Source organism: Streptomyces sp. NPDC015139 (assembly GCF_043079785.1).
Taxonomy (GTDB): domain Bacteria; phylum Actinomycetota; class Actinomycetes; order Streptomycetales; family Streptomycetaceae; genus Streptomyces; species Streptomyces albidocamelliae.
Genome location: NZ_JBIBUW010000026.1, coordinates 25818 through 46675, shown reverse-complemented (window position 1 = coordinate 46675; position 20858 = coordinate 25818). Strand labels below are relative to the sequence as shown.

Annotated in this window: 23 protein-coding genes and 1 pseudogene; 9 read left to right on the top strand and 15 right to left on the bottom strand. The window is 69.1% G+C overall.

The window, feature by feature from the left end; translation table 11 throughout:
- Positions 1 to 39 precede the first annotated feature (39 nt).
- From ACF08B_RS38085 to ACF08B_RS38075, 3 genes are all read right to left on the bottom strand, one after another.
- Complete coding sequence (locus tag ACF08B_RS38085) at positions 40 to 246, bottom strand: hypothetical protein (protein WP_392321617.1); 207 nt, start codon at positions 244 to 246, stop codon at positions 40 to 42.
- 455 nt (positions 247 to 701) lie between these two features.
- Entirely contained in the window at positions 702 to 1376 is a 675-nt protein-coding gene (locus ACF08B_RS38080; RefSeq protein ID WP_392321616.1) for a GGDEF domain-containing protein, read from the bottom strand.
- 143 nt (positions 1377 to 1519) lie between these two features.
- Positions 1520 to 1939 carry a hypothetical protein gene (locus ACF08B_RS38075; RefSeq protein ID WP_392321615.1) on the bottom strand — a complete coding sequence of 140 codons (420 nt, stop codon included), beginning with the start codon at positions 1937 to 1939 and terminating at the stop codon, positions 1520 to 1522.
- A gap of 252 nt (positions 1940 to 2191) precedes the next feature.
- Here ACF08B_RS38075 and ACF08B_RS38070 point away from each other — a divergent pair, with 252 nt between their 5' ends.
- The 4 genes from ACF08B_RS38070 to ACF08B_RS38055 all read left to right on the top strand — a co-directional run bounded on the left by ACF08B_RS38070 (position 2192) and on the right by ACF08B_RS38055 (position 5267).
- Positions 2192 to 2752, top strand: a complete 561-nt coding sequence (locus tag ACF08B_RS38070; RefSeq protein ID WP_392321614.1) for a YrhB domain-containing protein — start codon at positions 2192 to 2194, stop codon at positions 2750 to 2752.
- Positions 2753 to 3114: 362 nt separating this feature from the next.
- Positions 3115 to 3348, top strand: a complete 234-nt coding sequence (locus tag ACF08B_RS38065) for a hypothetical protein (protein ID WP_392321613.1) — start codon at positions 3115 to 3117, stop codon at positions 3346 to 3348.
- A gap of 240 nt (positions 3349 to 3588) precedes the next feature.
- A complete protein-coding gene (locus ACF08B_RS38060) occupies positions 3589 to 3807 on the top strand; it encodes a hypothetical protein (RefSeq protein WP_392321612.1) in 219 nt (72 codons plus the stop codon).
- 575 nt (positions 3808 to 4382) lie between these two features.
- Entirely contained in the window at positions 4383 to 5267 is an 885-nt protein-coding gene (locus tag ACF08B_RS38055; protein ID WP_392321611.1) for a pentapeptide repeat-containing protein, read from the top strand.
- A gap of 128 nt (positions 5268 to 5395) precedes the next feature.
- Here the strand turns inward: ACF08B_RS38055 and ACF08B_RS38050 are convergent, their stop codons facing one another.
- Positions 5396 to 5890, bottom strand: a complete 495-nt coding sequence (locus ACF08B_RS38050; protein WP_392321610.1) for a hypothetical protein — start codon at positions 5888 to 5890, stop codon at positions 5396 to 5398.
- 222 nt (positions 5891 to 6112) lie between these two features.
- Between ACF08B_RS38050 and ACF08B_RS38045 the strand changes: the two genes are divergently transcribed.
- Positions 6113 to 6274: a hypothetical protein gene (locus tag ACF08B_RS38045; RefSeq protein ID WP_366806164.1), complete on the top strand. Its 162-nt coding sequence runs from the start codon at positions 6113 to 6115 to the stop codon at positions 6272 to 6274.
- On the opposite strand, the gene ACF08B_RS38040 is transcribed toward ACF08B_RS38045, so the two are convergent.
- The 8 genes from ACF08B_RS38040 to ACF08B_RS38005 form a co-directional block, all read right to left on the bottom strand.
- On the bottom strand, positions 6275 to 6463 hold the full coding sequence (locus ACF08B_RS38040) for a hypothetical protein (RefSeq protein WP_392321609.1): 189 nt from the start codon (positions 6461 to 6463) through the stop codon (positions 6275 to 6277).
- Between the two features lie 79 nt (positions 6464 to 6542).
- Positions 6543 to 8687, bottom strand: coding sequence for a chromosome segregation protein ParM (locus ACF08B_RS38035; protein WP_392321608.1), 2145 nt, complete (start codon positions 8685 to 8687; stop codon positions 6543 to 6545).
- Positions 8688 to 8770: 83 nt separating this feature from the next.
- A complete protein-coding gene (locus ACF08B_RS38030; protein WP_392321607.1) occupies positions 8771 to 9190 on the bottom strand; it encodes a conjugal transfer protein TraB in 420 nt (139 codons plus the stop codon).
- 21 nt (positions 9191 to 9211) lie between these two features.
- Complete coding sequence (locus tag ACF08B_RS38025; protein ID WP_392321606.1) at positions 9212 to 11476, bottom strand: ATP/GTP-binding protein; 2265 nt, start codon at positions 11474 to 11476, stop codon at positions 9212 to 9214.
- A 129-nt stretch (positions 11477 to 11605) separates the two neighbouring features.
- Positions 11606 to 11914 carry a hypothetical protein gene (locus ACF08B_RS38020; RefSeq protein WP_137304462.1) on the bottom strand — a complete coding sequence of 103 codons (309 nt, stop codon included), beginning with the start codon at positions 11912 to 11914 and terminating at the stop codon, positions 11606 to 11608.
- A complete protein-coding gene (locus ACF08B_RS38015; protein WP_392321605.1) occupies positions 11911 to 12390 on the bottom strand; it encodes a hypothetical protein in 480 nt (159 codons plus the stop codon). Before ACF08B_RS38015 ends, ACF08B_RS38020 begins: the two co-directional genes overlap by 4 nt.
- A 116-nt stretch (positions 12391 to 12506) precedes the next feature.
- Positions 12507 to 14714, bottom strand: coding sequence for a hypothetical protein (locus ACF08B_RS38010; RefSeq protein WP_392321604.1), 2208 nt, complete (start codon positions 14712 to 14714; stop codon positions 12507 to 12509).
- A 58-nt stretch (positions 14715 to 14772) separates the two neighbouring features.
- Positions 14773 to 15138 (bottom strand): hypothetical protein, encoded by a 366-nt coding sequence (locus ACF08B_RS38005; protein ID WP_392321603.1) that lies wholly within the window; start codon positions 15136 to 15138, stop codon positions 14773 to 14775.
- A gap of 247 nt (positions 15139 to 15385) precedes the next feature.
- Between ACF08B_RS38005 and ACF08B_RS38000 the strand changes: the two genes are divergently transcribed.
- From ACF08B_RS38000 to ACF08B_RS37985, 4 genes are all read left to right on the top strand, one after another.
- Entirely contained in the window at positions 15386 to 16549 is a 1164-nt protein-coding gene (locus ACF08B_RS38000) for a tyrosine-type recombinase/integrase (protein WP_392321602.1), read from the top strand.
- Positions 16550 to 16749: 200 nt separating this feature from the next.
- A complete protein-coding gene (locus ACF08B_RS37995) occupies positions 16750 to 18834 on the top strand; it encodes a tyrosine-type recombinase/integrase (RefSeq protein ID WP_392321601.1) in 2085 nt (694 codons plus the stop codon).
- Positions 18821 to 19204: a DUF6262 family protein gene (locus ACF08B_RS37990; protein ID WP_392321600.1), complete on the top strand. Its 384-nt coding sequence runs from the start codon at positions 18821 to 18823 to the stop codon at positions 19202 to 19204. The genes ACF08B_RS37995 and ACF08B_RS37990 overlap by 14 nt, the downstream gene beginning before the upstream one ends.
- 81 nt (positions 19205 to 19285) lie before the next feature.
- A complete protein-coding gene (locus tag ACF08B_RS37985) occupies positions 19286 to 19633 on the top strand; it encodes a hypothetical protein (protein ID WP_392321599.1) in 348 nt (115 codons plus the stop codon).
- Positions 19634 to 19699: 66 nt separating this feature from the next.
- Here ACF08B_RS37985 and ACF08B_RS37980 read toward each other — a convergent pair.
- From ACF08B_RS37980 to ACF08B_RS37970, 3 genes and pseudogenes are all read right to left on the bottom strand, one after another.
- Positions 19700 to 19822 (bottom strand): annotated as a pseudogene (locus ACF08B_RS37980) (DUF5999 family protein); the annotation flags it as partial.
- A gap of 194 nt (positions 19823 to 20016) precedes the next feature.
- Positions 20017 to 20322 carry a WhiB family transcriptional regulator gene (locus ACF08B_RS37975; RefSeq protein WP_392321598.1) on the bottom strand — a complete coding sequence of 102 codons (306 nt, stop codon included), beginning with the start codon at positions 20320 to 20322 and terminating at the stop codon, positions 20017 to 20019.
- Between the two features lie 256 nt (positions 20323 to 20578).
- The gene (locus tag ACF08B_RS37970; RefSeq protein ID WP_392321597.1) at positions 20579 to 20779 is read right to left on the bottom strand and encodes a hypothetical protein; all 201 of its coding nucleotides are present in this window, start codon (positions 20777 to 20779) and stop codon (positions 20579 to 20581) included.
- Between the last annotated feature and the right edge of the window lie 79 nt (positions 20780 to 20858).

The window sequence follows — 20858 nt, the reverse complement described above, 5'->3', positions numbered from 1 at the left end:
GGGGTGTCGCCCAGCGGTCGACGGTGCAGTGCTCAGTGGTCATCGACTGGTCTCCGGCAGGGTCTCGGTGAAGCGCTGGCAACGGCGGCGGGGGGTGTACTGCGCGAGCACTAGGAGCTCGCGGTTGCGTCGCTTCTGAGCGTCGGTGAGGGTGCGGGCTTTCGCGCCGCGGCGGTGCCAAAGCGGGGAGGCGGGCGGCTCTGGGTAGGCGAGGGCGTGTTCAACGTCGGCGGTGGTGCTGCTCATGAATGCCTCCAGTGGAGGGGAGTCAGGCGGGGTCGTCTTCGTGCCGGCGCTTAGGTTGGATGCCGGAGGCGAAGCGGCCGAGGAGAGCCTCGACGGGGTTCGCAGCGATCCAGGATTCGGCGCAGGCCGTGAATGCGGCTCGCCGCCGTGCGAGCGCAAGCACATGGGCTTGGTGCACAGCGTGCAGGGGTGCGACTCAAAGCGGTCGAAGTGCAGGTTGTCGCGCCAGTCGAGCAGGCCGCCGGGCGCCGAGATGAGGCCCGGCTCGAACAGCGGCCTCTTGCAGGTCCTGCGCGTCACAGCCTCAGGCAGGGCAGCTTATGGAGCACCTGGTCACGAGGTGCTGCCTCGGCTTCGAGGCCGGAAGCCCGCCGGTCGCGGGGAGGCAGGCGGCGTGCGGCTGATGGACGTTGATGCCGCGGATCCAGTCGCCGCCGGCAGAGGGGTTCCAGTGCTCATGCCGCTCGACCCCATACTGCAGTGCCCCGACGTCCGGCCCGGCGGCCGTTGACCGACGGGGCCGTGCCGTGCATGGTGGTGGCGAGGTGGGCGCGGCCGGAGTGCTTGCCGTCGTACAGCGCGGTGTCGGCCGCCCTCTGCAGGGTGGTCAGGTCACGGGTTCCGAGGACATCGGGGGCTGCGGCACCGACCGAGGCGGCGACGTCGATGGTGCGGCCGCCGTCCAAGGTGACCGGGGCGTGCAGCATCTGGACCAGTTTTGCGAGGCGTTGCTCGCGACAGTCGGCGGCCAGCTCCAGGACGACTGCGAACTCATCGCCTCCGAGCCTGCCCACAGCAGCGTGTGGGCCCGCCCACGCGGTGAGCCGGGCGCCGAACGCGGCGAGGACGGCGTCCCCGCCGGGGTGCCCGGCAGTGTCGTTGATCTGCTTGAAGTGGTCGGCGTCGACCATGACCACGGTCGCGCTGTCGCCGTGACGGGCCAGGAGCCGACGGGCGCGGGCGGTGTAGGCGTCGCGGCGCAGCAGGCCGGTCAGCGGGTCCTTCCGTGTAGCGGCGAGCCGCTTGTGCAGGGTGACCGCGTGCACCGCCCAGCCGGTCAACGGCACGGCTGCGGTGATGAGAAGGGTGCGTGAGCCTAACCGGCCATGAACGCGCAGGACGGAGTCCATACTGAGGATCTGCCTCTCGTCTAGTACGGGATGGATGGGCCCGGGACAGCCGTCGAAGCCGGCAAGCAGAGCGGCTGTCCCGGGGCGGATCTACAGCGCGTGATCGCCAGGCCTGGTCCAGATGGCGACGCGGGTGAGGCCGGTCATGAGCCGGTTGCCTTGGTGGTGGCGCGCGCGGTCTCGGCGAGGAGCACGGCCAGCGCATAGCTGTGGTCGACCGAGGCCTGCAAGCACTCGATGAGTTCGTTCGGCAGACGGCGGTTGCGCGCTCCGGCGAGGAGCCCTTCCAGGTAGAGGGCGTCGTCCAGAACGCGGTCGCGGACGTCCAGGACCGCGGGCTGCGCGTGCAGGGCGTCGATGTTCATGACGGTCGCGATGGCCGCGTGGTCCGGAGACTGGCGGTAGGCGGACTCGCTTTGTGCGGTGAGTACGGCGTCGATCTGGCTGCTGCCGTATACGCGGCGCCAGCCGTCGTCTTTGGTGCGGTCGTAGCCGCGGTGCCAGCCCAGACGGGCGGTAATGCCGTCGATCAGAGAGCGGCGGGTAGGCATTCTCAGGGCCATGGGTGACTTCTCCTTGGGGGCTTGCGATCAAGCGGCCAGGCGGTGGACGACCGGGGCCGTGGACAGCAGGTAGGTGTCGGGATCGGGCTCGTAGCCCTTGTCGCAGGGGTCGCAGACGCCCTGGGTACGTAAGGGTATTGGCGGAGTGCGCTTGTTCCGTAGGTGCGGTATTCCGGGATGGGCAGCGGCTGGCGCCCTGATGCCCGAGTAATCTGTTGGTCGCCGTTGCAGTCCGTAGGGGATGCTGCACGCGTGATTGAGCGAGATGCTGCGGTCCAGATCGTTGAAGAGGAGCTGGAACGCGACTATCAGCGTGACCTGGCGGCGGGACTAGAGCCGATGCGCATGGCTGTGGCGCATGTGAAACAGCACGAGCTGGCCTGGGTGATCTCTTGGACGTCCGAGGAGTACCTGCGGACCAGGAATCCCGCCTTCATGCTCGCCGGGAACGGGCCGTACTTGGTTGATCGCCTCAACGGCAGCCTTCACCAGATCGGGGTCGTCTCCGCGGTAACTGAGGCCTGGGTGGCGGACTACCGAGTTCGCATACGAGGCCAGGCCGTACGGACCGCGGTCGACGATCTACATGATGAGGTTCGAGCAGTAGCGGCTGCTCGCGGACGGATCCATGCCATGCACGCCTTGCGCCGGAGCCTTCCGGTGCTGACGCATGCCCAGGTCATCGAGTACGTGACCGCTCTGAAAGACGGCGATCCTCCGATGCACCTTGTGGAAGTCGCTAACAGAGAGCTGGTACCACCTGTCGATCCGGTTCTGTCAGTGAAGACCATCCGCGGGCCTGCAGAGGGCTGAGTGACGTTGGTCTGACAGCTTCCTTCAGGTCTCCTTGCGGCACGCGATGTAGTCGAACCAGTCCCGCTTCGCGTATGCGGTCCACCGTGTGGCGTTGCTGATGCTCGTGCCGGTGAGGTCGGCGAGGACGGATGCCGGCAGGTCTGAGGCGCGAGTCGGGCGCTGTTGCGGCTGGCGAGGCCTTCGAAACCGTGGCGTCGGAGCAGTAGGCCGAGGTATTCGGACCGGATGGGCCGCGCGGGTTCCTGACCGGGGAAGAGCCACGGGGTTGTGCTGGCTGTCTGGTTGATGGTCCAGCACTCCGCGCTTACTTTCCGCTGCTCAAGCAGCAGTTGATCGACTCTGGGCGGCAGGCGCAGGCTGTGTCCATCGACGCTGAGTTCCACGCTGTCGCTGCTGACGATCACGTCGTGGATAGTGAGGCCGAGAAGCCGCGTGTAGGGGAATCCGAAGAGCAGTACCAGGGCCCCGACGGTGCGGACAATGCCAGGGAGGGCCTCTGTCGAGAGGCAGCGGCGCAGTTGCTGAACCCGTTCTTCCTCTTTGATGAACGTCTTGGGTGCGGCGATACGTGGGGGCGGCACGTTCAGATCTGAGGCGAGGCCGCGGCGCCCGGCCCAGGCGATGAAGGGTCTGACGTCCCTTCTCGTGATGCTGCCTTCGTCGAGCCACCGGTCGAGTTCGAGCTGAGTGAGCTGATCAAGACTTGTTCCCTGGTCATCGAGCCAGGTCAGCAGTTCGAGTACTCGCCTCAGAGTTGACCTCGTTCTGTTCTGAGTAGAGATTCGAGTGGGTCTGCGGCGGTTGGCGCGGCGGACTCGATGCAGGAGGTCCCAGTGAGCGAAGGGAGTGACGATCCGCCGATGATGGTCGGGCGCCTGCGCCAGCAGGACATCCGCCGATCGAGGGAGGGCTTCGAGGTACTCGTCGCGCGGAGACAGAATTTCAGCCGCGACGAGCAGGTCGCGGACGTATCGGGTCGCCGGCGTGCTGGCCAGCTCGTCGAACTGCTGGTGGGTCGGCTTCGTGCCGGTACACGTGAGCTGGTTCAGTAGATCGCGGACCCCGTCGCGGGACAGCCAATAGATCACGCTGTGTGGCCGCCCGGCGCCAATCAGGGCCAGATATGTGGCCGCCAGGGGAGAGGGCAGAGCCTCCTCATCGCCGCCGAGTTGCTTGGCCAGTTGGGCTTTGAGGAAACACCGTGAGCACAACTGGGCGCGGTAGATGCCATCGCTGCTGGAACCGCACCCCTCACACGGGTAGGTGAGGTCCGATCCGACGCAGGGGCCGCAAATGTCCGTTCCGTCGGCATCTCGCGTACTGGTGAAGGGGCGGTGTTCCAAAGCTGCGCTATTCGGCCACGCCTGGACGATCGACGCGCGAGCTCCGACCCGCTGCCTGCGGCCGTGACCGAGGCCCTCACCTGACGTTTCCTGGAACGGACTGGCAAGAGACGGTGCCACCAGGTGCATACGGCGCTGGGTTCTACGCACCACAGGTGATGTTTGGGGCTTGGTTCGTGCCGATGCCTGGCGTGCTCGCCTTGTGCTGATGACATGACTGCATGTCGGATTCAGCCCCGAGCAGATCCAATGTCCGGTGGTGGCTTGGTGTAACGGCAAGCACCTTGGCTGCAGTCGGATTCGTGTGGCTGTTTTGGCAGGGCCCGTGGATCCTCGATCGTGCCCGGTTCGGCGAGGGCACCACAACCGGGGTCGCTTCCGTTGTGACCGGCTTCCGTACGGCAGTCGTGGCGGTCGGAGCGGGCATCGTGGCCGGCATCGGCCTCGTACTCAGCCACCGATCCCTGCAACACACCCGCACCAACGACAACCGACAGGCCGAGTTCACCCGCGGGACCCTGGATCTTGCCCACGAGGGACAGGTCACCGACCGTTTCGCCAAAGCGATCGGTCAGTTGGCCTCACAGGTCGATGTCGAGAGGCTTGGCGGCGTCTACTCCTTGGAGCGGATCATGAGGGATTCGGAGAAGGACCACCCCACCGTCGTAGAGGTTCTGGCCGCCTTCGTCCGCCACCACGCCCCGCTGCCCGAGCAATCCGGAGGCCAGGCAGGTGCCACCCCGGACAGACGCCTCAGCGAGCCGGTCCAAGCGGCCCTGACCGTCCTGGGTCGCAGACCACGGCGCCATGAGCCCTTCAACATCGACCTTCACCGGACCGACCTTCGTGGCGCGGACTTCAACGAAGCCAATCTTGCAAACGCGCAACTCTGGGAGGCCGACCTCAGAAGCGCCAACCTGTTCAGCGCTGACCTTCGCGGAGCGAACCTCTTCCGGACGGACTTGTCGGAAGCCAGTCTGCGGGAGGCTGAGATCACCGGAGCGAATACGCAGCAGGCTTTCTTGAGGGGCACGCTTCTGGAAGGGATCGAAGGGCTGACGGCGGAGCAGGTCGTAGCCGCATACCCGTCGAGTACGACGCTGCTGCCTAGTGCCCTAAGGGACAACCAGGAAGTCCAGGAGCGAATCGTCGATCTGGAGATGCCGTAAGACCTGGGACAACCGTTTTTCGGTCGGGAAGGAGCGGGACGCGCGGCACGTGCACGTCCAGGCGTACGGCTCGGTGCGGGTGGACATGGCGTGGCTGCTCCTTCTGCCCAAGGGCGGTGGTGGGCGGGTCAGCGGATGTCGTTGCGGGTGCAGGCGAAGAACGCCCCGCGCGTGGTGCTGTTGTTGTGGATCTCGGTGTGGTGGGTGACCGTACCCCCGAAGACGTTCTTGGTGACTGCCGCGCGGGCCTTGCTGATCGCGCCGCCGATGGCGGTGGCGACCATGGCCAGACCCGCGAACGGCAGGGTGACCATGAGGACGCCGTTCAACGTGACCGAGGACAGGCCCTGGAGCACGAGCCAGGCACCGCAGCCGATGCCGGTGATCCCGGCGCCGACGCCGATGGAGGCAACCGCGATCCCGGCCGCCCAGGCCGGGACGATCCGGTGGTCTTCCTGCCGCACGGGCGGGGTGGAGCCGAAGGCCGGCGGCTCGGTGTCGTCGCGGAACGAGGTGGGGTGGTGGCGTACGGGCTTGCCCGCCCACTCAGCGAGCAGACGGCGGGCTTCGGCCGCGGCCTCGGACTCGGGCAGGCCGGACTGGGTGGTGTTCAGCGGATCCATCGGGGTTCTCCGATCACGCGGGAAGGGGCGCGCCCTCCTGGCCGTGACGGCCGGGAGGGGCGTGGGGGAGGGGTCCGCGCGCAACGGCGAAGGGCGTCGCCGGAGTCGTGTCAGGCGGCGCCCTTCGGCGTTGTGCAGCAGGTGAGTTGAGGCTGACGGGTGGGTAGCCACGCACCGGCGCCCCGGGCATCCTCGTCAGACAGGCGCGGTGGAGGGAATCGGGTGGAGTTCGTCTTCGAGTGCGGTTGGTGCGGCGGGGACAACTACTTCGTCGGCAAGCAGGTCGGCTTCTGGGTCGACAAGTGGGAGATCCCGTCGGAGTGGGACTGCCGCTTCTGCGACGGCCTCAACTACACGCCCGACCCGCCGTGGGATGAGGCGTAGTCAGAAGCGGGAGATCATCCCAGCGAGCGAGGCCAGGCCGCTGTTGATGGTCGGGGCCAGGCCGGTCGCGGCGAGGGTGAAGCCGAACAGCGTGCAGGTCAGCGCGGAGCCGACGCGGACGTAGCCGCCCTTGACCAGGACGAAGACGATGATGCCCAGCAGCACGGCGGCGGAGATGGACAGGGCCACGGTGGTGGTGCTCCTTCACAAGGGGTGGGGTGGGGCCGGCCGTGCTCGGGCAGGCCGGCCCCGGGGATGGGTGGGGTGATCAGGCGTCGGTGAGGCTCTTGATGGCCTCCAGCGCCTGGCGGGGAGAGGCGACCTGCTCGGAGCGGCGGCCGCCGCCCTTGGAGCCGCGTCCGCCGCCCTTGTCGCCTCCGCCTCCTCCGCCGCGTCGGCGGGAGCGGCCCTCGCCCTCGTCGTCCTCCTCGGGCTCGGGCCAGAACTCGCCGGGCCGTACGGGCTCGTTCCAGTCGAACCACAGGCCGCGCTTCTCCAGCTCGCTGATCTCGTGGTTGGTGAGCCGGTTGACCTCGTCGGGGAACAGCTCGGAGAGGTCGGTGTCGAAGTCCGCGTACAGCGACCGCATCAGGACGGCGCGGCCGTTGTCGAGGACGATGACCGCGACGCCGCCCGTGCTGACGCCGTTCTCCGGGTCGGCCTCGCCGCGCATGGCCCGCTCGATCGCGGAGCCTTCGGTGCGGGAGTAGCGGGCCGGGATGGTCGGCACGTCGTAGGCGTTCTCCATGGTGCCCTCCGCCGCCTTGCGGGTGGCGCCGGGCGAACCCATGTTGAAGATGACCGGCCTCGAGTTCTGGCGCAGGTTGTCCTTCATCTCCGTGGAGAACCCGTTGTGCGCGAACGGGCTCTGTCCGGCCGGGTTGAAGCCGATGCCGTACTTGAGGCCGGTGACCGTGAGGTCCTCGCCGTCCTTCTGGATGAACTCGCCGAAGTCCGCGTCCTGCGCCGCGGTCATGAACTCATCGCCGTAGACGTTGAGCTGCCGGTACGGGCAGCGCGGGTCACCCGGCTTGTAGTCGTGCGGCTGGCCGTCGTGCGGCCAGGGCATGTCCGCCCTGATCTCGCACAGCGCCTTCGCCGCCCGCAGCGAGCGGGCCATCCACAGCGCGTTGGAGCCCTGCCGGTCGATGTACCGACCGAGCACGGTGGTCTTCTCGTCCTTGCGGACGGTGCCCAGCCATACGACCTGTCCGTCCAGGGACTGGGCGGCCATGTGGATCGCGAAGAACTGCGTCTTGCCGGACCGGCTGACCCCGAGGGTGAGGCCGTGGGCCGGGGCGTTCTTGTCGTGCTGGTACACCATCGTCTTGACCGGCTGGCCGGTGATGGTGAACCCGCACACGTACATGCCTTTGGCGTCCGGGGTGAGCAATTCGCGGGTGGCGGGGAAGAGCTGCGACAGCGGTGGCTCATCGAACGCGCTGATCAGGAACTCGCTGCCGTCGATGAGGACGAACACGCAGGAGTCGTCCTCGGGCAGCTTCAGTGCGCGGCAGACCTTGGGCAGGTCGATGCGCGGGGTCTCGGTGGAGTCGGCCATCTTGGCCCGGTAGAACGTGACGCCGCGTTCGTCGTCGCGGGTCCTGTTGACCAGCTCGGAGCCGGGTGCGCCGCCCTTGGGTGAGCCGACCTTGTCCGCCCAGCGCTCCTGGTCGGTGGGGGACTTGCGGCGGCGCTGGTTGGCGTCGGGGGTGATGTGGGCCTCCATCCAGCCGGGGCCGCCCTGGCGGCCGGGCTGGATGGCGACCTCCGCCAGGCGGACGTCGCTGGAAGGCACGGCGAATGGGGCGGCGACGGCGGCCTCGGTGAGACCGGTGATCGGCCGTCCGGTCTCCGAGGCGCGCAGCAGGATCGTCATGTCGTGCCGCATGCCGGGGTGCCGGGTGGCCTTGACGACGTGCGTGCGGGCGGGCATCCCGGCGTTCTCCCACATCATCCGCACCTCGCGGGTGAGCAGGTCGGCGCCGTCGTCCGGCACGACCGGGGACTGCTCCGGGACTTCGGTCACCTGCAGTTGCGGGGCCGGGGCTGCGACAGCGGGACGGTGACGGCGGCGGGTGTGCCGGGAGAACGGCAGCACGAAGGAGCCGGCCGCCGCCCATCCGGCGGCGAGCAGTCCGTCCAGCCAGTACGGGCCGAAGCCAGTGGTGTGTCCGGCGGCGACGTCGACGGCGGCGGCCAGGACCAGCGGGGACCAGCGCAGGATTTTGCGTCCGGCGCCGGGCTCATCGCTTTTGGCGGCCAGGAACCAGGCGCCGATCCCGGCGGCGCCGGCCAGCTGCACGACCTGGTTGACGGGGCTGTCGGGGTAGACGTTCGGGGCCACGGCCAGCACAGGCGCGGTGAGGGTGTAGGTGAGGCGTTCGAGCGTGACACTGCGCGGCGTGGTCACCGAATCTCCTTTGGGAAACGGGACGGGCGGCCCCGCGGTGTGTCGCGGAGCCGCCCGTGGCGGGGTGGGTTGGGGGAGTGGGGTCAGCGGTTGAAGAAGCCCGGCTTGGGGGTCTTCTCGCGCCGGTTGGAGCGGATTTCGTCCAGCGCCCCGTAGAGCTTGGAGTGGGTACGCCGGGTCTGGTGGGTGAGGTCGGCGGTCTCCTGGGCGGTGTCGCTCAGCTTCTTGACCTGCACGGCCGCGCCCCCGAGGGCGACCGAGACGTTGCTGGTCAGCTCCACGAACTTCGCGTCGAGTCCGGCGGTGCCGATGTCGCGGGCCACGTCCTGGGCGCGCTGGGCGTTGGCCTTGACGCTGCGCACCAGCGCCTCCAGCTCGAGGCCGGCGTCGTCCAGCGCGCCGGCGAGCGTCTTGAGCTTGGCCTGGACGGCCTTGTAGCGGTTGTCGTCGTCGGCCGGGACGGGCACCGGGCTGGCGCCGCTGGGTGCGAGATCGCTGCTCATCAGCTGCTTCCTCCCTGCTTCTTAGTCGTGGTGGGCGGCGGCCGACGCGTACGTCAGGCCCGCGTCTTCCTTGGCGGCCATGTCCTGGCCGTAGATGCGGGCGACCATCGCGGCCGCGAGCTTGGCGGCCTCCAGGGCGAGACCGCACTCGGAGGCGCACCGTTCGGCCTGCTGCCTCATCCGGGCGGCTGCGTCGGCCAGGTCCGAGATCAGTTCGGTGACCTCGGTGGCGATGTTGTGGTCGCCGATCAGGTCGGCGGACATGTCCCGCAGGGCGTCGGCGACCTTGTCGAGCGCGTCCGCGAGGGCTTCGGCCTTCTCCTGGTCGGAGGCGGCCTGGATGGCGATGTTCGCCATCTCCATCAAGAACTCGTCGAACGTGATGTCCGTGCGGTGCTGGGCGGCCAGACCGCCCTGCCCGGACGGCCTGCTGACCTCCGCGCTGCTCACGCTGCTCCCTTCGGTGCTGGTGGGTCGGCTGCTGGTTGCCACTCGGCCGACCACGGGCTGATCGCTCTGATCGGGTGCGTCGGTCGGGTCCGGCCGACTGGTGCCGGGGCGCTTGATGACCCCTCGCCTGACGCGCGGTTGCCTGGGCGCGCGGGGCAGGCCGGGACGGCGGGCGGCATACCAGCCGAACGGGTCGGCTTCGTCGTCGACGATCACCGCGTCCGGGATGTCCTCGCTGCTCTCCGGCTTCGTGGTGGGACGTTTCGGGCGGCCGTCGGCCCACTCAACCGTCGGGTCGGGGTCCTTCGCCCCGTCCCATGCCCAGCCGCGTCGCCGCCCGGCACGACCGGTGCGGCCCCGCCGACCGGCCCTGCCGGTTCTGCTGGTGCGCCGACGCCGGAACCGGCGCCGCTTCTTCGAGTCGTCAGACGGCCCGTCACCGGCCTTGGAGTCCTTGCCCGGCTCATCGGACGCCGGGGCGTCCTTTGCGGCGCTGGAGGCCCCGTCAGGGCCGTCGTTGGCGTCCTTCTCGCCCTTGCCGTCGGTGCTCTTGGCCTTGGAGTCCTTGTCCTTGGTCAGGCTCACCTTCTCCGCGTCGGCCTTGCCGTCCTTCGCGTCCTTGGCGTCCTTGGCGTCCTTGGCGTCGGCGCGGCGCTTGTCGAAGCGGCGCTGGGCTTCCTCCGCGACGGCCTGGCCCAAGGTGGTGCGGCCCGAGTCGGCCGACGCCGCGGCTTCCCGCTTCGCCTTCCGCGCCTCGCCCCGCTCCTGCCACTTCGCGCGGCGGGCCTCCCAGTTCTGCTGCCGGTTGGCGCGGGCCTGGTCGCGGTCCTTGGACCGGTCAGCGACGCCGGCGGCGTGCCCGGCGCTGCGCCGCTCCTGCCGCGCGGCCTGCCGGGCCCCGGCGCGCTCCTGGCGGCCGCGGGCCCGCTCAGCGCGGGCGCTGGACGCCGGGCCTTGGCCGCTGCCGTCGCCCTTCGAGCCGCCACGGCTGGAGCCGCCAGGGCCCGTCTGGGAGCCTTTCGAGCCCCCGGACGGCCCGTTGCGCCCGGAACCGCCTGCACGACCGCCAGAGCCCGCCTGAGAGCCCTTCGTGCCGCCCTTGCCGCCTGCGCTGCCCCCGGCTGATCCGGACCCCGAACGCCCGGCGCTGCCGCCGGAGTTGGTGCCACGCGCCCCGGGCCCCTTGGAGCCGGGACCCGAGTTGTTGCGGGACGGACCGCCGCCGCTGCCGCCCCCGCCGCGCGAGGACCCGCCGCCACCGCCGGCCTTCGAGCGGCCCTTGTCCGTTCCCAGGCCGGAGCTGGGCGACTTCATGCGGTCGGCGTCGGCCTTTGACCGCGCCGCCGATTTGTCGCCCTTCGCTTTCATCATCGCGGCGTGGAGCTTTCCGTTCTGCTCCATCATTGCGACTTCCTGAGCGGTGCGGCCCTCCAGCAGCGCCGCCTTCCGCGCTATTTCAGCCTCACGGAAAGGCGCTTCGCTTTCGTGATTGGACCGCGCCCTTTCCAGCCGGAATTCGAGCCAGTCACCGAGACGGTCGGCGAGCGAACGAGGCTGGGCGTATTCGCCTTCCTCGTATTCGCCGTCCTCTTCTGTGCTTTCCGGTGCCGTAATTCCGTCGGAGCGCAGCGCTGCCGCCGGGTTCGGAGCAGCCGGAATCGGCGGCAGTTCCATCGTGGTCTCCTCCGGGCTCTCCGGGGGAGCCTCCGGAATGTCTTCCGGCGGCGGAATGGTGTCGATGAAATCCGGGATCGGCGGCAGCGTGTAGGTGGAATCACCGCTCCACGGGCCGTGGACCAGGGTTCCACCGCTCGCGTCGTCGGACTCGTCGGACACGGTGCACCTCCCTCCAGGGGGACTTGACAGACAGTGAGGTCTCGTGTGCACGCGTGTGCACGTGCACGTGTGCACGCTTTACGCGCGCGAGGCCCCGCCGGAGCCCGGCGGGGCCTTCGTGGGTGACGCTCAGTTACGCGGGCCGTGCTGCTTCAGGACGGTGTCCGCGTACTGCATGAGGTGGTCGAACAGCCGCGGGTCGCCCGCCTGCCGCTTCTCCAGCACCAGCTTGAAGAGGCGGCAGACCAGCGTGAATGCGGTGAGGACATCACCGCGACCGGCTTTGACTTCCCTCGTAATTTCGGACCGAGTAACGCGGAGCCAGAATTCCATCCGGCCCGTTTCTCCGCGACGTTCGATCGCCTTGCGCTCTTCTTCCTGCAGCCAGCCGTTCCGCCCTTGAATGGAGCGTTCGATGCTACTGAGGGGGCGCGTCACGCCGACTCCCTGTTACCCAGGTCGTAAATCGACGTGGGAACACTATAGCCGGAACTTTGGCTCTGCGCACCCTGCTGCGCCCGGTTGGGCGCGGCCTGGAGCTGCTGCGGGTTCTTCTTACGCTGCCTTTCCAGCTCTTTGTCCTTCCTTTCCTTGGCCGTATTCACAACGGCCTCGTCATGGGCGCGGCGCTTATAGGCGCTCTTTTCCAGGCCCTCGGTGAGGTTGTTCAGGTTCTTGAGCACGTTGCCCAGGGCCTTTTCCACGGGCATCGCGCGCAGCCTGGCGTGGTACCAGCGGTCGCCCTCCACGTGCGTGTCGCGCAGGTGCACGCGGGTCTCGTGCGCGAGGGTCTCCAGGTTCTTGCCGATGTCCAGCAAGACCCGCTGAACGTCGGCCAGGTACCGGGCGGTTGCCTCCGGGCTCTGCGCGACGTCGCGCAGAGGTGCGTAATTCGGGTCGTTGTCGCTGTTCACGGCGGGGGTTCCCTCCTGGTGTACTTGTGGGGCTGTCGACTTGCTTCCGGCAGTCGCAGTGAGGGCCAGCCCACTTCCGATGGGCTGGCCCTCACTGGTGTGTGCCGGACGGCGGATCAGCGCAGGTGCTTGTCCGCGTCCTCGGGACGCAGCAAGCCGGCCTCCTTCAGCAGCCGGACTGCGCGGGACTGGTTGACGCTGAGCTTGGTGCGGACCTGGTAGAGGGTGACGAAGCCGTCCTCGTCACGCGGCAGGTTCTGTACGAGCGGCAGGAGTTCAGCGTCCGTCCGTACAGGCGTACCGGGACGGTCCGCACCTGCCGTACCGCTGGTTCCGGTTGCAGGAGAAGACGCGGCACCCGTACCTGTACGAGCCTCCGGAATACCGTCACCGCCGGACTGTGTACGGACGCTGACCGACCCGGTGCGCACCTGTACGGCCGCACTGGCCGTACCGGTACGCCCCGCAGCCGCTGTACCTGTACGCCGCACCCCGTTGGGAGTGGCGTGTACACCGTCTGTACGGTCGCTGTACGCCCTGGTCAGAGCTGCTTCGGACCCGTCATCGTGCGGCGGGTGCGAGGCGGGGTGTACAGGGTCCGTACCGTCCCGTCCGGTGCCCATTTCCTCCGGCCGGACCGCGCTGCGAGCGGTGTACAGGTCGTCGTTTGCGGCCCCTGTACGGCTGGACGGCATGCCGTCCGTTCCGTCGGCAGGCCGGTGCGTACCTGTACGGGCGGGCGTTCCGTTTCCGCTGCCCGTACCGGTACGGCCGACCGCAGCAGCCGTGCTGCCGTGCCCGTCCGTACCGTCGTCGTGCATGAGCGTGTGGACGCGCCAGATGACCGCCACGAAGATCAGCACAACAAACGTGGTCAGCTGCCACGGTGCCGACTGGCCTTCCTTGACGATGTGGGCCTGCTCGGACAGGTGGTACGTCACGTTCGCCGACGCCATCAGCAGCAGCGCGTATGGGATGTCCTTCTTGGCGCGGAACGCGGTGACGCAGTAGACGTCGATGCTGACCGGCAGGAGCGGGGCGACGTACTGGTTGATGCCGACCATGCGGGCCAGCTCGTACTCGCCGGAGGCGGCGAGACCGACGCCAGCGGCGAGCGCGATCCACGGGGCGGTCTTCCATGCCTTGCGGCTGAGGTTCTGGTGCCAGCCGCGGAAGCGGGAGTTGGCCCGCTTCGCCTCCCGGGCCTCATCGAGCAGCCGGCGGGCGCGGGCCTCATCGGCCTGCGCCCGGTCGGTGATGCCCTTGGCCTTGCGCTGCGCTTCCGTAGTGATGCGGTCGGCCTCCTTCTGGGCTGCCTCTCGCAGCTGCACCGCGACGGTCTTGGCTTCCTCCCGCAGCCGCTCGCGCTGCTTGTCGCACGCGGCCTTGAGCCCGGCGAGCTCGTCAGCGAGGGCCTTGCGCTTGGTCGTGGCCTCCGTGTCGAACTTGTCGGTGAGCTCGCGCAGCTTCTCGCGCAACTCGGTGCGGGCCTGCTCCGCCTCGGTGTGCGCGGCGACGACGTGCTGGTCGGCCTCGCGGCGGCGGTCGTCGGCGGCCTTGACCGCGTCCGCGTACAGCGCCTCCGCCTCCGCGCGGCGGCCGTCGTACTGCTCAGCCGCTGTCGCCGCGAGCTGGGCGAACCGCTCGCGGGCCTGGTCAACCTCCCGCTGGGCCGCGGCCACCAGTTCGTCGGCCTGCTCCTGGGCGCGGGCGAGGATTTGCCCGGCCTCGGTGCGGCGCTGGTCGACCAGGGCGCTGATCTCGGTGAGGTCGGCCTCCGCCAGGCGCCGCAGCTCGGCAACCGCCTTGGCGGTCGCCTCACGGTCGGTGGCGGCCAGCTCGGTCAGGTCGGCGACCTGCGCGCGGGCCTCCTTGACGAGGGTCTCCGCACGGTCGCGCGCTTCGGCCAGGAGCCCGTCGGCCTCGTCGCGCGCCGCCTCCAGGTCGTTCTTCGCCACCGCGCGCTGCGCGGTGGCCTCCTGGTCGGCGTCGGCGGTGATGCTCGCGGCGCGGCTCTGCGCTTCGGTCATCAGCGCGGTGACCTGCTCGTGCGTGTCGGTAACGGTGCGCGCGGCCGCCATCTCGGCTTCCGCCTGGAGGGCGGCTCCGTGCTCGCGCGCGGTGTCGATGATGTCGGCGGCCCGGTCCCGGGCGTCCGCGACACGGGCCAACGCCTCGAAATCCATATCTGTCTCCATCGTTCCGGCCGGGGCCGGGGGAGCTTCGGGGGCGGTGGAGGCGGTGGGCTGCGGAGTCAGACGGGACTGCGCCGCCGGCTTTTTGCGGGCGGTGGGCCTCTTGTTGCGGGTTCGAGTGGCGGCCACGCCGCCTCCTTCCAGGTCGATGCCGCCCCGGACGGGGCGGCGGTTCACGGGGGTTCGGTCAGTCGCGCTGGGCGGGCAGCTCCGGCCGCTGGTTGGCGGTCGCGTGCTGCTGGGTGAGCCAGGCGAGGGCGGCCGCGGTCATGTCGTCGGCCGCGGCGTCGGTGTTCAGCGGCGCGGTGTCGATGTCACGCATCGCGTCGACGGCCGGCAGCAGTCGCATGTAGTCGGGATTCGCGTAGTAGATCGGGCGGCCGTTGGGCAGCGGGGTCAGGTCGTAGGTGTCGCCCAGACAGACCCGGTCGATGCGGCAGACGAAGGTGTGGCCGGCCTGCCCGGTCCAGAACTTCTCCGGGTCGCGGTACAGGACGAACTGGCCCCGCTCGAATTTGATCGCGGGGATGGTGCTCTGGGCGCTGTCGCGCACGGCAACTCCTTAACGGGTCACGCGGTCCGGACTGTCCGGCTCCCAGTCACCGCCCGTACCGGCCGCCAGGTTCAGCGGTCGGTGCGGGCAGACCAGGCAACCGTCAGGCCACGACCGCGAGGTGCCGGTGCGGGGCGACGACCTGGCCGTCGGGGAGCAGGTCGCCGGTGTCCTCGACTATGTCGATCAGTCTTCTGGGTGTCTTTGGTGTCCAACTCGCTGCCAGTGGAGGGCCTTTCGGTGCTTCATGGACGGGTTCTGTTCGCCTGTCCATGTCGGCGTGGGGTGTGGTGTGTCGTTCGCTGTGCAGAGGCTGCGGCTGTCCGAGGACGATCCGGTCTCGTACACCGTGGTGGGGGACGACGGCTTGCCCGTCGATGCCGTGGAGGAGTTCCTCGCGTACCTGGCAGCAACCGGTGCGTCGCCGCACACGGTGCAGGGCTACGCCTACGACCTGCGCGACTTCTTCGTCTGGCTGGAGCAGACGGGTCTGGACTACCGGCGCGTTCGTCTGGAGGTCCTGGCCCAGTTCTTCGACTGGCTTCGCCGTCCGAAGCCGGCGCGTGCGCCGGGAGTGTTTGTGCTGCCCGGTGTCGGCCAGGCGTTGGAGAACACCACGTTGCAGCGGAAGCGGGCCACGCTGGCATCCTTCTACCGGTTCCACGCCCGGCGGGACGAGAGCGTGCCCGCGCTGCTGGGAAGCCTGCTGGGCAGGCAGCCGACCGGCTCCTACACGCCGATGCTGGCGCACACCCAGCGGGGCGGCGAAGTCGAGTACAGCCCGATCCGCATCCACGCCCACCGCAAGCCGCCCCGGACGCTGACCGACGACGAGGTCCAGCGGCTGATGAGCGCCTGCAGCCGGCGCCGGGACCGGTTCCTGATCGCTCTCCTGGACGACTCGGGGCTGCGGATCAGCGAGGCCCTGGGCCTGCGGCATGCCGACTTGAACCTCCGCAGGAGCGAGGTGCACGTCGTCCCGCGCGAGAACAACGCCAACGGGGCCCGCGTCAAGGGCATGAAGGGCCGGATCGTGCCAGTGAGGTCGGAGCTGTTCGACTGCTACGCCGCCTACATGGAGAGCGAGTACGGCACGCTGGACTGCGACTTTGTGTTCGCCAACCTCTTCCGCGAGCCGATCGGCTCCCCGATGACCCGGGCGAACGTCAACGAACTGGTGGAACGCCTGCAGCAGCGGACCGGCATTACGCACTTCTCGCCGCACGTCTGCCGGCATACCTACGCCACGCGGCTGTTGCGGGCCGAGGTGCCGATCGAGGTCGTGGCCGAACTTCTTGGTCATGCCAGCCCGCAGACCACGGCCGAGATCTACAGTCACCTCGATGTCGAGGATCATCGCCGGGTGCTCCTCTCTGCCGGGATCATCAAGGATGGGGCGTCGGCCCATTGAACGAACCCCAGACGCGGCGGGCTTCGGCGGGGCTGCTGGCGAAACTGATGGAGACGGTGCGCCCGGAGTTCCGGGCCGAGGTGCTCTGTCCGCCGCGTGACAGCCCGGTGTTCTTTCCCGGGGAGTGCCGCATCGCTTCCTGCCCGACGGCGCTGACCATGGGGCGGTTGAAGCTGTGTCGCACCCACCATCACCATTGGGTGGCCGCAGGACGCCCGGCCGACCTGGACAGCTGGGCCGCGGGCGAGGACGCGCGACTGCGCCGCCGCCAGCAGGCGGCGGCCTGCCTGGTCTCCGGGTGCAACCGGGCCAGGGCCGCCCACGGGCTGTGTCACCGGCATGCCTCGCGATGGACCCACGCCGGGCGACCGCCGCTTGAGGACTGGGTGGGACGCACCCTCTATCACCCGCCGCGCAGGCCGGCGGCAGCCGAGCGGACCTGCGAGTTTCCCGACTGCCCGCGCTGGACCGACAGCACTGATGCGCTGCTGTGTCACACGCACCACACCCGGTGGCGCAAGCACGGCCGCCCTGAACTCACGAGCTGGTACGACGACCTCGCCCACCGCGGCGATCCGAAGATCCGCCTGGGTCAGCTCGATCCCGCACTCCGCCTGGAGTTCCAGTTCGGCCTGCAACACCGCCTCGACGAGGGGCTGCGCTTCACCCCCGCCCGCGATGTCCGCCGCGCGGTCACCTGGGCCTGTCAGGCGCCGGTCTCCAGCCTTCTGGACTGGGACGAGACCAGCTGGCGCGACCACGTCGCACCGCTCGGGCCCGACGGACGCCGCCACGGCTACAACGTGGTCGCCTTCCGCTTCATCGCGGACACCCGCTTCGCCCTGGAGCACCTGCTCATCGCCGATGATCCGTGGGCCGACCAGTATCCGCGCGAGGTCTGGGACCTGCGCCACTTCGCTCTCGCCGAAGGAGAGACGCGCTACCTGCGCTTCGGCGGCATAGCCCAGCCCTGGCTGCGCGAGCTGGCCAAACGATGGTGTCGCTGGCGCATCAGCACGAACATCAGCGTCAACACCGTCGCGCAGAACCTGCGTTCCCTGATCCATCTCTCCCGGCACCTGCCGCCGAACGCCGGGCCTGCCGACCTGACCCGCGCCAGGATCGAGGCGTGGATCGCCGCCCTCGCCGTCGACTACCCGGACGTGTTCACCCGCCGGGCCGCGGTCAACTCGCTGGGCCGGTTCCTCGCCGATGCCCGCGCCCACGACTGGCAGGCCGACCTGCCCCGCGACGCCGTCATCTACAACGACGCCCCGCCTCCGCCGCCAGCCAAGCCCCGCTGGATCTCCGAGCACCTGATGTGGCAGATGGAGAACCCCGCCAGCCTGGCCTTGATCGCCACCGCCGATCTTCGCCTCATGGTCCCCCTGCTGATCTCCTGCGGCCTGCGCATGAAGGACGCCCGGCGCCTGCGGTTCGACTGCGTCACCCACGACGACACCGGCGCCCCCTATCTGACCTGGGTCAACCACAAGATCCACGGCCGCATCGCGTTCTTCCCCATCAGCCAGGCCCTGGCCGACGAGATCGCCGCGCAGCAAAAACGCGTCCAGGCCCGCTTCCCCTCCGGGAGCCGCTTCCTGTTCCCCGGCTGGATGGCCAACCTCAACGGCAGCAAGGCCGTCTCGGACACCTGGTGCCGCGAACAGATGGAGACCTGGCTGGAGCACATCCGTCTCGTCGACGAGCACGGCCGCCCCGCACGGGTTACCTTCCACCAGTTCCGCCACACGCTGGGCACCCGGCTGATCAATGCCAACGTCCCGCAGCACATCGTCCAGCAACTGCTCGATCACATGTCGCCGCAGATGACGGCCATCTACGCCCGCCTGCACCAGAAAACCCTGCGCGAGCACTGGGAGAAGTCCCTCAAGGTCAACGCCGAAGGCGAACCCGTCGCACTGCCCGCCGACCATCCGCTCGCCGATGCCACCTGGATGCGGTTGTCCCTGGTCCGCGCCAAGGTCAGCCTCCCCAACGGCTACTGCGGGGCACCCATCCAGACCGACTGCGAGTACGCCAACCCGTGTCTGGACTGCCGCTTCTTCATCACCACCGGCGACTTCCTCGACCAGCACCGACGCCAGCGGGAGGAGACCCGCAAGCTCATCGGCGACGCCGAGCAAGCCGGGCTGTCGCGCATCGTCGAGAAGAACACCCGCACGCTCGGCAAGCTCGACACCATCATCGACGCCCTGGAACAGGCCGGACCGCAGCAGATCGTGGCCGGCGGGAAGGTGACCGATCTCGATGCCACCGGCTGACAACGCCCGCTTCCTCGTCGAAGCCTCGAAGACACGCAGCAGGCAGGCACGCGAGCGCGCCGAAGAGGCCATCAAGACGGCATCCTGCCGCAGCGAGCGGCCCACCGTCGTCGGCATAGCGAACGCGGCCAGTGTCTCCCGGTCCTGGCTATACACGCAGACCGACCTCATTACCGCGATCAACCAACTCCAGCAACGAGCCCCTGCACCCCACCGCAGCCCTCGGCACGCGGCCAGCGACGCCTCCCTGCACCGCAGGCTGGAGACCGCACTCGAACGCAACCGGCAACTCCGCGACCAGGTCGCTGACCTCACCCGGAAACTGGAGACCGCCCACGGCGAGATCCGCCGTCTCCGCACTCTGGCCTAGGACCTCTTGCGGGTCACGAGTGGTGGTTCGATCTCGGGGCCTGCTGGCGCCAGCGGAGCTCCCGCCTGCGACGATGCGCCCATGAGCTATGACCTTGCTGTTTGGGACGGTGACCGTCCCCTCGACAATCACCATGCGGGCTCGACCTACGGCGAGCTCTACGAGCGCTACCTGGAATCGGACGATGTTGTCGTGCCTCCGGAGCCGCGCATCACGGCCTACGTGCAAGCCCTCGTGGCGCGATACCCCGACGACGAGCGCAGTGTCGTATGGGCGTCGCCACCGGTCCTCGATGAGGCATCGGGCCCGATCGTGTACCTGCTCATGTCCTACGGCAAGGCTGAGGAAGTGTCCGAGTACGCCGCTGCGCTGGCCCACGAGCACGGACTCATCTGCTTCGATCCTCAGGGAGAATGCCTCCGGTCCTGACGAAGACATGTCCGTCTCGTAGTGCCCCTGGTCAGCAGCCTCTTCCGCGTCCGAGATCGACATAACGTCGAAGACCAGGACGCCGTTGCACAGCAGGCTCCAGCCCTGCTCCGGGTGGCCGGCCACGACGCGGGCGGCCTCGCGGTCTGAGCTGGTGGCCGACGGGCACTTCGGCGTGTGCGTGCACAGCGAGGTCGGCAACCGCCGGGCCATACCGGTGACGGTCGGGGTGGTGCAGTCCATGAGCTCTCCCAGGAAGGAAGGGGGCCCGAGGCATTCCCGGGCTGGAGACGTGCGAAAGACCGGCCGCCCGCGGTACGGGCGGCCGGTCGGTGGCAGTGCTGCGGGGCGGGTCAGAAGTTGCCCGCCGCTCCCGCCGGCAGTCAGGCGTCGGCACGCTTGCGGGCAGCGCGGCGCTTCATCCGGCGCCGGTCGCCCTCGTCGGTGCCGCCCCACACGCCGTGCTCCTGGCCGCTCTCCAGAGCCCACTGCAGGCAGCGCTCCATGACCGGGCAGCGACGGCACACGGCCTTCGCTTCCTCGATCTGGAGCAGGGCGGGCCCGGTGTTGCCGATCGGGAAGAACAGTTCGGGATCTTCGTCCTTGCAGGCCGAGGAGACCCGCCAGTCGGTGTTGACCGGCAGGTCGGCGGAGGGCGCGTAGGACGTGCGTACGATGGAGCGGTTCATCAGGGCCTCCCAGAAGGTCCGTACGAGACAGTCCCAGGGGCGCAATCCCTGAGACTGTTCGCGTGTCTGCGGCCGGACGGCCGGAGCGAAGGGTGAGCTCCCGGCGCTCTCCGCCGACCCCGCCCGCTGAAGGGCGGGGACGACGGGCAATGCCGGAGGATCGGTCAGCGGCGGTTGTTCTCCGACCGCTTGTTCTGCTCAGCGTTCTTACGCGAGAGCTCAGCGCGCTCGGCGTCAGTCAGGCTGAGGACGGCGTTCACCGGACCGCCTCCATCTCGGAGAGGGTGCGGCGGGCGCGCCGGCCGGCCAACGCGGCCCGCGCGTCGCCGTCGGCCACCAGGTGACGGACCAGCCGGTGGAAGGCCTCGGTCTCGTCCGGCTCCGGGCCGTGGCGGTTGTCCTCGGCCTCCATGTCGTCGTAAAGGCCGTTCGACGGGGCGGGGATGGTTAGTGTCATGCTGTGCGGCATCAGGTCCTCCAAGTCAGGTCCTGGACAGCCCCGGGGGGTTCCAAGTCGCCGGGGCTGTCGTGCTGTT

Excerpts from the sequence above, each read along its gene's own strand:
- ACF08B_RS37970 (WP_392321597.1), bottom strand. The coding sequence starts at position 20,779 with ATGACACTAACCATCCCCGCCCCGTCGAACGGCCTTTACGACGACATG.
- ACF08B_RS38075 (WP_392321615.1), bottom strand. The coding sequence starts at position 1,939 with ATGGCCCTGAGAATGCCTACCCGCCGCTCTCTGATCGACGGCATTACC.
- ACF08B_RS38085 (WP_392321617.1), bottom strand. The coding sequence starts at position 246 with ATGAGCAGCACCACCGCCGACGTTGAACACGCCCTCGCCTACCCAGAG.
- ACF08B_RS37990 (WP_392321600.1), top strand. The coding sequence starts at position 18,821 with ATGCCACCGGCTGACAACGCCCGCTTCCTCGTCGAAGCCTCGAAGACA.
- ACF08B_RS38080 (WP_392321616.1), bottom strand. The coding sequence starts at position 1,376 with ATGGACTCCGTCCTGCGCGTTCATGGCCGGTTAGGCTCACGCACCCTT.
- ACF08B_RS37975 (WP_392321598.1), bottom strand. The coding sequence starts at position 20,322 with ATGAACCGCTCCATCGTACGCACGTCCTACGCGCCCTCCGCCGACCTG.
- ACF08B_RS38000 (WP_392321602.1), top strand. The coding sequence starts at position 15,386 with ATGGACGGGTTCTGTTCGCCTGTCCATGTCGGCGTGGGGTGTGGTGTG.
- ACF08B_RS38030 (WP_392321607.1), bottom strand. The coding sequence starts at position 9,190 with ATGAGCAGCGATCTCGCACCCAGCGGCGCCAGCCCGGTGCCCGTCCCG.
- ACF08B_RS38050 (WP_392321610.1), bottom strand. The coding sequence starts at position 5,890 with ATGGATCCGCTGAACACCACCCAGTCCGGCCTGCCCGAGTCCGAGGCC.
- ACF08B_RS37985 (WP_392321599.1), top strand. The coding sequence starts at position 19,286 with ATGAGCTATGACCTTGCTGTTTGGGACGGTGACCGTCCCCTCGACAAT.